The sequence below is a fragment of the Rhodopirellula sp. MGV genome (assembly GCF_002251265.1).
GTDB classification, from domain to species: Bacteria; Planctomycetota; Planctomycetia; order Pirellulales; family Pirellulaceae; genus Stieleria; species Stieleria baltica_A.
On record NZ_NPDI01000044.1, the window covers coordinates 58655 to 70675 of the forward strand.

The following is a 12021-nucleotide window of genomic DNA, read 5'->3' on the forward strand; positions in this document are numbered from 1 at the left end:
ATTGAATGAGAGGGGGTGTGGGACAAAAAGTCAGGGTTTAGCAGGCTTCTGCCGAGTCAGGTGGGTTGTGAAGCCCGAACATATTGCCTTCGGAATCTACGGCGATCGCAATGAATCCGTACGGGCCGATGGATGTTTTAGGCTTGTGGATTTTTCCGCCAGCAGCCTCAACACGCGACGCTTCGACGCCGCAGTCTTTGCAGGCGAAGTAGATCATCGTGCCGCTTCCGCCAGCTTCGACGCCTTGCATTTGACAAAGGGCGCCTGCGGCGCCCGGAGATCCCATCGCCATCGGGAAGGTCTTCATTTTCAACTCGGGCATCGGCGAATCGAGAGTTTCGAGTTTGGTTGCTAGGACGGCTTCGTAAAAAGCAGTCGCGCGATCCATGTCGTTGACATAAATCTCGAACCAGCAAACTGGGTTGGGAGCCATCGATCAAAATCCTCTGTGATTTGAACTGAAAGATTGAGCGGCGATTGAACTTGGGTGGGCCTAGACGTGTGATCATTCCATGACCAAGCCGTATCCAAGAGGTTGTCGATTGGGAAAAGACACAATCGACGTGCTTACAAAGAAACAAACAAGTTCTTTCGCACGAGGCATTTTTGCGTCTGTCGCGGCGACACTGTTGGAGATTTTCACCTGTTCCGGCACTCTTTCCGCAGCCATCGGCTCTAGTACCCAGTCGAAGAGGGACGTTTGGGGTGAGTGTCGCACCGGGAACAAAACGTCAGTCGGCTACTCGCGCTGGCTTTGCAGTGCCAGCGAGAGGGGAGTTTTCCCGCTGAATCCAAACCATGCGATCAACGAACCAGAGTTTCCCAAGCATCGAAGCGACCATTCCGGCGATGGTGCTTGTGGGATCCAAAAGAACCAGTCCGGCGATCCAGACTAGGCCGCCAATTCCCGCAATTGCACTGGTGGATTTGACGACGGGACGATGGTGCGAGGCGATTTCACCCGGTTTCGCTCGAAGCCAGATTTGCTCGCCCAAAACACCACGCGACATCCAGTTGTCGAGTGATTTCGGAGGCGGAAACAATCGTGGATTGATCCAGATCCAGACGACGGAAACTGAAATCGGCAGTAGCGACCACCATCCGATCCAGACACGGCACCAGATGGCCACCGTTAGAAGTGGCATCGTTGCCACCCGCGTCCAACCGCTCCATGGATTTGCGTGACGTTCCCAAGTTGCATCACTCATCCCCATCGCCTTTTCGGTCATCCGTTCGAGGCGACTGCTTTCGTTGGATTCCATTTTGCTATCCTGTGCGGTGCCGCTTCAGTTTTGAGACGCTCCGGTGTTCGACTGGAGATCGGCAACCAAATTGTTTCAAAGAGAGATCGTGAGATCGGGGAATATGATCGCCATAACCAAGTCGCTACCAATCATTCTGATTTTATTGGCCATCGCGGGTTGTGGGCGTAAGCCGGCGCCGAAACGCGTGCTGCTGAACAACGGTGAAGGTGCAATAACGATTGAGGCGGATATCTGGGCAGACAATTGGTTCGCATTGTATTTGGGAGACGACTTGCTGATCGAAGATTCGGTCAGTATCAAAACTGAACGCTCCTTCAATGCAGAATGTTTTACGTTCAAGGCAGACTATCCCATCGTCTTGAATTTGGTTGCGAAGGACTTCAAAGAGAACGCGTCAGGGCTTGAGTACATTGGCACGCGAAAACAACAACTCGGCGACGGTGGTTTGATCGCCCAATTTCGCGAAGCTTCGTCTGGGAAGTTGATCGCTGGCACGAATTCAAAGTGGCGGTGCTATGTGTTGCACCACGGCCCTGTTCAGGAAGCTTGTGCTGAGTTGTCGGATCCAGTTGCGGGAGAAGGACCCTGTGCTTTCACCGAATTGGAGGAACCTGAAGGTTGGAAGACTGCTGAATTCTCAACCGCTGATTGGAGGCAGTCCAGCGAATACTCAGAATCCGCGGTTCGTCCCAAAGATGGTTATGATCAAATTCAGTGGGACGACCAAGCAAAGCTGATTTGGGGACCGGATCTAAAGAAAGACAACACGATCTTGTTTAAGATTGTCATTGACAAGCCTAGCGAACAAAACGACGAATGACGTTGATCTATTCGCCACAAAGTTCGTTGAGGCGTCGCTGCATTTCTTCACGCGAGACTTCTTCGATGCTCGAGCCGATGTACCATTCGTGGCCGAAGGGATCGCGGACCTTCGCTGATCGTTCGCCGTGGAATTGGTCCGTTGGCTTCATCGTCAAAGTCGCTCCTGCGGCAATCGCTTTTTCGGTCATCGCGTCGACATCGTCCACATGAAGGTGGATGCAAAATCCGACGGTGCCGGAATCACTTGGCGGTTCGATACCGTATTCAGGATAGGCGTCGGAAACCATCACGACCGCGTCACCGAATTTGAGTTCTGCGTGACCGACGCGACCGTTGGGCTCACTGAGTCGAAAGTCCTCTTGCGCATCAAACGCCTGTTGATAAAACTTGATCGCAGCGTTCGCATCACGAACGCGAAGGTAGGGATAGGCTTCGTGGATTTGATTCATTCTGCTCTCGCCCTGGTCGTGGTACTGTTTTGACGTTGTCGAAGTTGAATTTTTAGTCGTCTCGTGTTGACGTTATTCGAGTGAGTTTTACGGTCGAACGTCAAGTCCTGGGCTGCGATGCTGGTTTACAGGCAGATGATGTCGAGAGTAAAACGAGTATCGCCAAGTTTTCCCGGTCGATCGCATTGCGTTGGCCAGCTTTCTAGCGTGAGGCTATCTCGCTATGTCTTCGTCTTCTGAGCCGTTTTCCGGGGCATCAGTTCCGGATAAAACTCCGAACTCCGTCTCGTCGCCAAATCCTGGTGAAGATTGGTTTTCTCGCTTGACCGGTTTCCGTGAAAACGGTGTCGCAGGCGTGCAGGATGGGCTGCGGTTTGCGGACGGCAAGTTGACGTCACTTGTCAACGGACGCGAATACCAGGCAGGTCGGCTTGAAGTCGTCTCTCTCGGCGAATTGCGACAGCGGCTCGATGCGTTGCAGACCCAAGCGGGGACCCTTTCCGTCAAGCAGCAGGTCGCTGATGTGCGAGATTTGCATGGCAGTGTTGGCAACGCAGGAGCGACATTTCAAGTCGCTTCTCAATTCAACTTGCTGGAAATGGTATCGCCCAGTATCACGCCAGAGCAGGGCGTTGGCATTTATGAAAACGATCCGACGCAGGGGCCCGCCTGTGCCGTCGCTTGTGGTGCAGGAACGATCTTCCGGAACTACTTTGTCCCGCTGGGAGATCGAATTGGCCAGTCTGCGCACCATCAAATCGATTGCCTCGAAGAAGTTGGAAGGCAACTCGGCAATGATGGAAATCGTCTTTGGACGATGAAGAACGGATACGCCTTACCCACGTCCGAAGGCTTGCGCGAGATCAATGCTCAGCTAGACGTCATGTCGGACGAGGAGATTGATCTACTACGTGCGAACGTCAAAGTGGGCGTTCAAAGTCATACTCAGGTGACGATCGGACAGTGTGAGCATGCCGTGACGCAGGTTTACTGTTCCGCAATGCCGGTCGCGTATAGCGATGTCGAAGCCGTGAAATGGAAAGCGTTCGCGACGTTGATCTTGGAGGCTGCCTATGAAGCAACGTTTGCCGCCGCGGTGTTGAATGGGAGGCAGACCCAAAACCGCGAGCTTTATTTGACGTTGTTAGGAGGTGGCGCATTCGGGAATTCGCTTGATTGGATCATTCGCGCGATCAAACGTGCGTGCATTAAATTCCGCGCCTACCAACTGACAGCGACAATCGTCAGCCATCGTTCGCCGAACGAACAGGTGACCGAGTTGGTTGATTCATTTCGGCAGGCGAAAGAAAAACGGGACACCGGTGAAAATCTACCGAATCACCGCTGCCCTGTCTGTGCAAAGTCGTTGGCGGCGTTTTCGAGATACCCTTGGTACATTTGCCACGACTGTTTGAGATTAGCCGAAGATGGTCAGGGCAAACGCTTACGGTTTGGAAACCACAGTCTGTCAGGTGGGTTGGACTGTGGCTATGAAAGTGAAACGGAGGTCAAGTATCCGGATTGTGGTTCCGTCATTTGCACCATCCTGGGACGACCAGTGATTGTTAGCGAAGCTCGATTTGGTGGAGTCGTCGCCCAGCCGCTGCACTCGAACTTACTGCTACCAGGCGCGGAGTCGCAAAGCATCGACCTTCGTCGCACCCGGTCCTAAAGTCAGAATCGAGTTGCCGAAACTGTTATCTCAAGTTGATAGCACGGAGCCGCAGTGCGTTCGCAATGACCGAAACACTGCTAAAACTCATCGCGGCGGCTGCAATCATCGGGCTGAGCAAAATGCCAAAGAACGGATACAAGGCACCCGCAGCGATGGGAATTCCGATCGCGTTATAGACAAACGCAAAGAACAAGTTTTGACGAATATTTGACATTGTCTTTCGGCTAAGCCGTGCGGCGGAAGCGATGCCACTTAGGTCGCCGCCGACAAGTGTGATGCCTGCCGACTCGATCGCGACCTGAGTTCCCGTCCCCATTGCGATTCCGACGTCCGCCGCTGCGAGTGCCGGCGCATCATTGATCCCGTCGCCCGCCATCGCGACACGATGACCTTGATCTTGCAATTCGCTGACGTGTCGCTGCTTTTCTTCTGGGGAAATTCCTGCATGGACTTCATCAAGTCCCAGTTGATTCGCGACCGCCTTGGCCGTCGGTTCGGCATCACCCGTTAACATCACCACGCGCAGCCCGAGTTCATGAAGTGACTCTAATGCGGACGGCGTGCTATCTTTGATCGGGTCCGAAATCGCGATCATCCCCATCGCTTGATTGTCTCGGGCGACATAGACGACGGTCGCACCCGCCGATTGCAGGTCGCTTGATTGGGTTTCCCGTGCGCTATCGAGGTTGATGCTATTTTGTTCGAGCAATTTGCGACTGCCGATCAGAATCGTACTCTGGTCGACTTTTGCGGTGACTCCGATTCCCGACATCGCGTCGAAATGGTCAGCAGTTTGTCGATCCGTGTTGTCCCATTGCTCAGCGGCATTGACGATGGCCTGCGCCAACGGGTGTTCGCTATGCCGTTCAACCGCTGCCGCGATGGAGAGTAGTTCGTTCTCGTCTACATCGCCGAACGTGACGACGTCGGTCACTTCGGGCTTGCCCTTTGTCAACGTTCCCGTTTTGTCGACGACGATCATATCGACTTCTTCCATCGTTTCCAGAACTTCGGCGTTCTTGATCAGTACTCCGCCTTTGGCGCCTCGACCGACACCGACCATCACCGACATCGGAGTCGCCAATCCCAGTGCACATGGACAAGCTACGATCAAGACCGCAACCGCCGCGATAAACGCATGTGCGAGCTTTGGATCAGGGCCCCATACGGCCCATCCGATGAATGCCAGAATCGAGCAGGCGATCACTGACGGGACAAAGTAACGAGCGACGATGTCGGCAAGCTTTTGAATGGGGGCCCGACTGCGTTGTGCTTCGGCAACCATTTCGACGATCCGGCTGAGTACCGTTTCGTCTCCAACACTCGTTGCTTCGATGACCAGTGAGCCATTTTCATTGATCGTGCCCCCGGTGATCGAATCGCCTTTCGATTTTTCGACTGGCGTTGGTTCACCGGTCAGCATGGACTCGTCGATCGAGGAGGAGCCTTCGACGACTTCGCCATCAACCGGCACCTTGTCGCCGGGGCGAACACGAAGGTGATCGCCTTTGCGGACCTCCGAAAGTTGGATCTCCTGTTCTTCACCGGATGAATCGATTCGAGTTGCCGTCTCTGGAGTCAATTCGAGCAACTCTTCGATTGCGCCGCCCGTTTGATTTCGCGCTCGAAGTTCAAGAACTTGACCCAGCAAAACTAAAGTGATGATCACGCCTGACGCTTCAAAGTACAACGGCGGTCGACCGTTCTCGGTAAACGCTTCTGGGATGATTGCCGGCGACAGCACGACCACACAGCTGAAACAGAACGCCGCCAAACTACCGACGGTGATCAAGGAAAACATGTTCAAGTTCATCGTTTCGAACGACTTGAATCCTCGGACCAACAACGGCCAACCACACCAGAAGACGATCGGTGCGGCCAACGCGAATTGCAGCCAACCGTATGCGCGATTGCTGATCCAATCGGTCGCATCGAAGCCGACCATCGGTCCCATCGCGACGACCAGAAGCGGAACCGCCAGAGCAGCGGCAATCCAAAACCGCAGTTTGATGCGTTGGTATTCAGTATTATCGGATGGGTCCGCCGAGCCGGATTTTGGTTCGAGGTCCATCCCGCAGATGGGGCAGTCCCCTGGTCCTTGTTGTTCGACCTCGGGGTGCATCGGGCAGGTATAGATCTTCGTTGAGCTACCAGAGTCACCCGGCGAATCATTTACGCTTCGCTTGTGGGATTTGCGATCAGCATGCGCGTGATTCCCACAGCATGACTCATCACTGTTGTTTGGGGCGTCTGTCAGTTTGAGAAATTGTTCTGGGGACTCTCGGAACCGGCCGGCACAACTCGAACTGCAAAAGTAGTATTTTTTGCCCTCATACTGGTGCGACGGTGCGTTGTCTGGGTTAACAGACATGCCGCAGACCGGGTCGGTTGTCTTCGCTGCTGTTTCGGTCGTCATAAAGCACTCTCCTTCGTTCCAACAAGCGATCGGAACGATTCGTCTTGGTGTCGTTGCTGACCGCAAGTCGTTGGATTGGGAGGCGTCTGAATTCAAGTGAGACGCTGCGGTCGATTGGACGTCGTTTACGCAGCGTGCGAATCGCGTACCGTTTAGCGCGGCAAGCGATTCGTCGATCGGAATTGCAAAGAAGAGGCGATCCGTTTGTGCCCTAGCGGATAATCATTGGCCGGAAGCTCATTTGCCGGCAGCAGCGATCACGAACTGGTCGACTCGACGCGGAACGTCGGCACAGGGCGGCCCGGTCGGAAGCTCTCGATGGTTTCGACTGATGTCTTGGCTTTAAACTGCGTCGCCAACTCTGCGACACATTCAGTCACCACTTTTTGGAGTGGTTCTGGGGCAAGACTAACACGGGCATTGATCAATAGCGTCGCCGAGTCGCTGCTGGTATCTGCCGCAACAGAAAGCATTGTCGGGGTATCGCTGCTAACCAGGTTTGCGACAGCAACTGACGTTTGCGATGAGCAAAGGACTTTGAGGTGGGCGGGTTCGGCATCGAGTTCATCGAGTCGTGCACGAAGTCGATCAACAATCGTTAGTGCAATCGCGTCGAGAGGAACGGCAGCGTCGGCGACAAGCGTGACCGTCGCATTTAACCATCCGAGTTCAGCTTCGCCTTCTGCGTAGACATCGTAGTCGACTTCCATCAACTTCTCTCTCGCAGTGGGTTCCTGAGCCAATGCGTCGTAGAGAGCTTCCAAGTTTTCGCCCGTCTTCGCTGAGATGCCGATCACTGGGCGACCGGGATATTGCGTTTCGATGCAGTCCCGCAATTGCGTTTGTTGATCGGCGGTCAGTTCATCGATTCGATTGATCAGCACCAATTCTGATTCTTCGAGTTGCTTCCGAAATATGTACTCGGCTTTTTCGGAGAAGCCCCTTCCGCTGCTTCCGGTCAGGATTTTTAGTCCGTGACTGGGTTTGAGGACGACGGCGTAGGGGCTGTGGACAAACTTTTCGCCAAGGCGTTCCATCATTGGAAGGGCGATCGTAGCGACCAGATCGGTGCAACTGCCCACTGGTTCGGCCAGGATCACATCTGGACGTTGATCTTTTTCAAACGAATCCATCGCATCGGTCAGGCCGTGGAAATTGCAACAGAAGCACGATCCGGCCACTTCGTTGACGTTTAGTCCCTGGCTGCGTAGCAACTCGGTATCAACCAGACCTGCCGCCTGGTCGTTTGTAACCACGCAGACGTGTTTGCCCTGTTCTTGATAATGGCGGGCTAGTTTGGCAATCAGGGTGGTCTTTCCGGCGCCTAGAAAACCGCCGATCATGACGAAGCGAATAGGTTGCGACATTGGTGGGGTTGGTAGGTGAAAGCGGATCAGAAATTCAGGGAGTGTAGGGAAGTGCAGACGCATACCGCACAGTCTGACATTCTGACGAACACTAGATTGTTGTCAAGCTTGCACCATTGTCGGCGTGGAGCTGTTTGCCGCACTGAGCTGTCGCTCGAGTGTTAAACTGTTGGCTTCCCCTTCCCAAGTCCAATCGTCCTGCCACGTCCAATTGTTTGAGGACCGGCGTTCGCCCTCCTGTGAGCTTGATTTATGAACCCAGCGCATTTGTCCTTACGGATACTGGCCGTCGCCGCCGTCAGCATGGTGGCACTAATGATCGGGCGCGGAACGCCAGCAAACGCGGCGCCGAACGTCATTTTGGTATTCATCGACGACCTCGGATGGAAAGACATTGGTTGCTATGGCAATGATTTTGTTGAAACGCCAAATATTGACGCGTTGGCACGGGGCGGGGTGCGTTTTACGAACTTCTATGCCGCCGGCGCTGTCTGTTCGCCTACTCGATGTGCCGTTCAATCCGGGCAAAATCAAGCTCGCATCGGTATCACGGCTCACATCCCTGGGCATTGGCGTCCTTTTGAACGTGTCATCACGCCTCAAACAACAATGGCTATGCCTCTGGACGTCGTCACGGTCGCAGAATCGCTGCAACAGACCGGCTACTCGACCGGATACATTGGCAAATGGCACCTAGGAAATGGAGCGATGTTCCAACCGGATCGTCAGGGATATGAATTGAGTGCGGTCATCAATGGGCCCCATTTGCCAGGTCGGTATCGCGTCCAAGGAAAGAGTGACTTTCGACCTGGGGCTGATCAGTACCGAACTGATTTCGAAGCTGATCTGAGCGTCGATTTTATTCGGTCGCATCGCGACCAGCCTTTCTTTTTGATGGTGTCGCCATTTGCGGTCCATATTCCGTTAGGAGCCATGTCGTCGAAGGTCGAGAAGTATCGCGCCAAAGCAGAAGCATTGGGACGCGAGTTGCCGCACCCTGTGTATGCCGCGATGACCGAGCATGTGGATGACATGGTGGGGCGAATCGTTGATGCGGTTGACCAAGCGGGTATCAGGGACAACACGATGATTGTCTTTACTTCCGACAATGGCGGACTCTACAAGCGGTATGACTACCGTGAGGCTGCCGACGATTTGGTCAGTAGTCAGCAGCCACTGCGCGGCGAAAAAGGTTCGCTTCACGAAGGCGGGATTCGGGTTCCGCTGATCATCAATTATCCGCAATCGAAGCAGGCGGGGTTGGTTTGTGATCAGCCCTGCATTAGCTACGATTTTTACCCGACCTTCGTTGATCTAGCTGGCGGAACGCTGCCGGAAACACAAACGATCGACGGCGTCAGCTTGTTGCCGCTTCTTGAAGACCCCACCATGGATTTGAATCGTGGGCCGTTGTATTGGCACTATCCGCACTATCACCATGATCGACCCGCGAGTGCGATCCGCGACGGTGATTGGAAACTGATCGAGTACATTGATGGCAGCGGAGACTTGGAACTCTATCAGCTTTCCAATGACATCGGAGAGTCAACAAACCTTGCGAGTGAAAAGAAGGGGCGTGTCGCTGACTTGCGTAAGAAACTTGGCGATTGGCGGACCGAGGTTATTGCTCGCATGCCGATTAACAATCCGAACTACGATCCGGATAGAGCAGGGGAGTGGTGGAATCAAAACCGGGGCGAACCCGTTGACAGTGATGCTCGCAAGCGGTTTCCGCCGACGGAGCTGGATGACTGATTGGCAACCGCGTTATTCTTCTTGGATGGTGATCGAGCGAACGACGTTTTCCTGGTCGCAAGCGGCAACGAAGAAATTCCGCTGTTTGTCGAGTTGGCGGCGTTGATCGATTTCAATTAAGCCGCCGCAGACCGTGTTGTTGCAGGTATCAGACCGCAGATCGAATGGCAATCCGCATCCGTGTTCGCTATGGAAGACGCAGGAGTCTTCATAGCTAAACTCGGGAAGACATTTGAGGTAACGATCGGAAAGGTCCTGATCGGAGAGTGTGGGATGCTGTCGTCGGACTCGCTCGATTGTCGCGCCGGACAAATAGGCTCGGTCTCCACCACGCAAGCAGCATCCACCTCGGCAGTTCGCACAGACCTCCGCGTAAAGCGGCAGTGAGAACCGATCATCGACGGCGGCCATTTCGTCGTGGTGTTCGGCAGACTCGATTTGACATGGTAATTCAGCCTCGCCGATTGCTTGTTCGAAGTAGGTGGCGAATCGTCGTTTTCGTTGGCCAGAAAGCTTTGTCAGGGTTCGCCTGTTGCTCGACGTCACAATGACTTGAAATGAGTCGTCTAGGTCACCGCGTTTGTGTTTTGCTGCCGTCGCTGCTGCCAACCGCCGTTGGTACAATTGCTCGCGTTCCATTGCCCGTTGCGACGCTCGTGAACGCTGTGCATCAGTCGAAGTCGATGTTGGTTTTGCGGGATGAATTGGCATTCGGTGTCGCATCGTTTTGGTTTCCTCGGTGATTCTAGCGGGATTGTAACAATCGCTCGTTCCGATTCCGATGTTGATTCCACCTTGCCCCAACACTACCTGTCCTCGGCAAACATCGCTCATGTCTCTTTACGCAGCACTTCGAGAATTCGACGGCAAGAAAACGGCGGCACTCGAACAGGTTGATGCGGAGTTGACTCGTGACAAGGACACGCTTGGAGAGCTGCTGGTGGCAGCCGAACAAACGGATGAAACGATGCAAAGTGCGTCGACCTGGATACTGAAACGTTGGTGTGATGAGGGTGAGCCGCTGATCGCGAAATCGATCCCAAAATTCGTCAAAGCTTTGCGGCAAGTGACGGCTTGGCCGGCGCGGTTGCATCTATTGCAAATTTTGTCGGTTCATCCGATTCCGTTGCGAGCGGCCAAGTCCTTGAAGCCGGTTCTCAATGACCTGTTGATACAGGACAATAAATTCGTCCGAGCGTGGTGCTTTAGCGTTCTGGCGGCGATCGCAGAAACCGATCCGACGTACCGAGATCATGTGCGATCCGTCTTGGACAATGCAGAAGCCGCTGATTCGGCCTCTGTGAAAGCACGTATTCGACACGTTAGAAAGCGATACGATTGGGCGACTTCGTGAGCGAGAAGCACGTCAGCCATCGCGTGCGAGTGTGGTTGCGCCGTTCGCTTCTTGTATTGATCGCCGTAGTTGGAATTGGTGGCGTTATGGCTTGGATTGTCGGTAGCCGACTTGTGGCTCCTTGTCCAAGACAGGTCGGCGATCCACCGTCCGGGTTGCACGCCGTTGCGATTGAAATCGAAAGTCGTTCAGACGCTACGTTGTCAGGATGGCACTGCGTACCGAGCGATTGCCGTGGCGTCATCGTGTTGCTACATGGAATCCGTGGAAATTGACGGGCGATGGTCGATCGAGCCAGATGCTGTACGAAGCGGGCTATGCGACAGTCTTGATTGATTTTCGTGGGCATGGTGAAAGTGGCGGCCAGCAGATCACCTTTGGGAATTTGGAACGATTTGACGCGACTGCCGCTGTCGAATTTGCCCGGCAAGCACATCCTGAATTGCCGATCGGTGTCATCGGTGTATCGCTTGGTGGCGCATCCGCAGTACTTGCTTCGCCACTGGATATTGATGCCTTAGTACTAGAATCCGTTTACTCAACGATTTCCGATGCGGTCGAAAATCGAGTGCGGATCAGGCTTGGTCCGATTGCGCCACTCGCGTCTGCGGCGCTGCTGTTTCAGTTGAGGTATCGGCTTGGTATCCCGTCAGACGCGTTGGTGCCGATCGATCACGTTGCGGACGTGAAGTGTCCCGTGTTGATCTTGTCAGGCCGAGAAGATCAACAGACCACAGAAGTGGAGACGCGGCGGATGTTTGAGGCCGCGAGCGAACCCAAGTCACTTTGGTTGATTGACGGAGTAGGGCATAAGGACCTGTATCGGTATGCCGGCGATGCGTACCGAGAACGGGTGCTCGAGTTCCTGGACGCGCATCTGCCGACTGCCATCGAATGAGCAGACGGATCGGTATCGAT

General features: G+C 54.1%; 11 protein-coding genes. 5 read left to right on the top strand and 6 right to left on the bottom strand.

Annotation, left to right across the window (positions count from 1 at the left end):
- Nucleotides 1–37 precede the first annotated feature (37 nt).
- Both CGZ80_RS16050 and CGZ80_RS16055 read right to left on the bottom strand, forming a co-directional pair.
- On the bottom strand, nt 38–433 hold the full coding sequence (locus CGZ80_RS16050; protein WP_094416240.1) for a VOC family protein: 396 nt from the start codon (nt 431–433) through the stop codon (nt 38–40).
- 298 nt (nt 434–731) lie between these two features.
- Complete coding sequence (locus tag CGZ80_RS16055; protein WP_198953711.1) at nt 732–1262, bottom strand: DUF6653 family protein; 531 nt, start codon at nt 1260–1262, stop codon at nt 732–734.
- A 103-nt stretch (nt 1263–1365) separates the two neighbouring features.
- On the opposite strand from CGZ80_RS16055, the gene CGZ80_RS16060 reads away from it, so the two are divergent.
- Complete coding sequence (locus CGZ80_RS16060) at nt 1366–2085, top strand: hypothetical protein (protein ID WP_198953712.1); 720 nt, start codon at nt 1366–1368, stop codon at nt 2083–2085.
- Between the two features lie 7 nt (nt 2086–2092).
- Here the strand turns inward: CGZ80_RS16060 and CGZ80_RS16065 are convergent, their stop codons facing one another.
- Complete coding sequence (locus CGZ80_RS16065) at nt 2093–2536, bottom strand: VOC family protein (protein WP_094416242.1); 444 nt, start codon at nt 2534–2536, stop codon at nt 2093–2095.
- 223 nt (nt 2537–2759) lie between these two features.
- Between CGZ80_RS16065 and CGZ80_RS28670 the strand changes: the two genes are divergently transcribed.
- Nucleotides 2760–4208, top strand: coding sequence for a hypothetical protein (locus tag CGZ80_RS28670; RefSeq protein WP_233148462.1), 1449 nt, complete (start codon nt 2760–2762; stop codon nt 4206–4208).
- 25 nt (nt 4209–4233) lie between these two features.
- Here CGZ80_RS28670 and CGZ80_RS16075 read toward each other — a convergent pair whose 3' ends face one another.
- Both CGZ80_RS16075 and CGZ80_RS16080 read right to left on the bottom strand, forming a co-directional pair.
- Nucleotides 4234–6627, bottom strand: coding sequence for a heavy metal translocating P-type ATPase (locus CGZ80_RS16075; protein WP_094416244.1), 2394 nt, complete (start codon nt 6625–6627; stop codon nt 4234–4236).
- Between the two features lie 257 nt (nt 6628–6884).
- A complete protein-coding gene (locus CGZ80_RS16080; RefSeq protein WP_233148463.1) occupies nt 6885–7994 on the bottom strand; it encodes a CobW-like GTP-binding protein in 1110 nt (369 codons plus the stop codon).
- Nucleotides 7995–8246: 252 nt separating this feature from the next.
- Here CGZ80_RS16080 and CGZ80_RS16085 point away from each other — a divergent pair, with 252 nt between their 5' ends.
- Nucleotides 8247–9749 (top strand): sulfatase, encoded by a 1503-nt coding sequence (locus CGZ80_RS16085; protein ID WP_233148464.1) that lies wholly within the window; start codon nt 8247–8249, stop codon nt 9747–9749.
- 12 nt (nt 9750–9761) lie between these two features.
- Here the strand turns inward: CGZ80_RS16085 and CGZ80_RS16090 are convergent, their stop codons facing one another.
- Complete coding sequence (locus tag CGZ80_RS16090; RefSeq protein WP_143543967.1) at nt 9762–10460, bottom strand: hypothetical protein; 699 nt, start codon at nt 10458–10460, stop codon at nt 9762–9764.
- 121 nt (nt 10461–10581) lie between these two features.
- Between CGZ80_RS16090 and CGZ80_RS16095 the strand changes: the two genes are divergently transcribed.
- A complete protein-coding gene (locus tag CGZ80_RS16095; protein WP_094416248.1) occupies nt 10582–11103 on the top strand; it encodes a hypothetical protein in 522 nt (173 codons plus the stop codon).
- 208 nt (nt 11104–11311) lie between these two features.
- A complete protein-coding gene (locus CGZ80_RS16100) occupies nt 11312–12001 on the top strand; it encodes an alpha/beta hydrolase (protein WP_094416250.1) in 690 nt (229 codons plus the stop codon).
- The last annotated feature ends 20 nt before the right edge of the window (nt 12002–12021 follow it).

Coding starts and splice junctions, on each gene's coding strand:
- CGZ80_RS16085 (WP_233148464.1), top strand. CDS start 8,247: ATGAACCCAGCGCATTTGTCCTTACGGATACTGGCCGTCGCCGCCGTC.
- CGZ80_RS16060 (WP_198953712.1), top strand. CDS start 1,366: ATGATCGCCATAACCAAGTCGCTACCAATCATTCTGATTTTATTGGCC.
- CGZ80_RS28670 (WP_233148462.1), top strand. CDS start 2,760: ATGTCTTCGTCTTCTGAGCCGTTTTCCGGGGCATCAGTTCCGGATAAA.
- CGZ80_RS16050 (WP_094416240.1), bottom strand. CDS start 433: ATGGCTCCCAACCCAGTTTGCTGGTTCGAGATTTATGTCAACGACATG.
- CGZ80_RS16100 (WP_094416250.1), top strand. CDS start 11,312: ATGGCACTGCGTACCGAGCGATTGCCGTGGCGTCATCGTGTTGCTACA.
- CGZ80_RS16075 (WP_094416244.1), bottom strand. CDS start 6,627: ATGACGACCGAAACAGCAGCGAAGACAACCGACCCGGTCTGCGGCATG.
- CGZ80_RS16095 (WP_094416248.1), top strand. CDS start 10,582: ATGTCTCTTTACGCAGCACTTCGAGAATTCGACGGCAAGAAAACGGCG.
- CGZ80_RS16080 (WP_233148463.1), bottom strand. CDS start 7,994: ATGTCGCAACCTATTCGCTTCGTCATGATCGGCGGTTTTCTAGGCGCC.
- CGZ80_RS16090 (WP_143543967.1), bottom strand. CDS start 10,460: ATGCCAATTCATCCCGCAAAACCAACATCGACTTCGACTGATGCACAG.
- CGZ80_RS16055 (WP_198953711.1), bottom strand. CDS start 1,262: ATGGAATCCAACGAAAGCAGTCGCCTCGAACGGATGACCGAAAAGGCG.
- CGZ80_RS16065 (WP_094416242.1), bottom strand. CDS start 2,536: ATGAATCAAATCCACGAAGCCTATCCCTACCTTCGCGTTCGTGATGCG.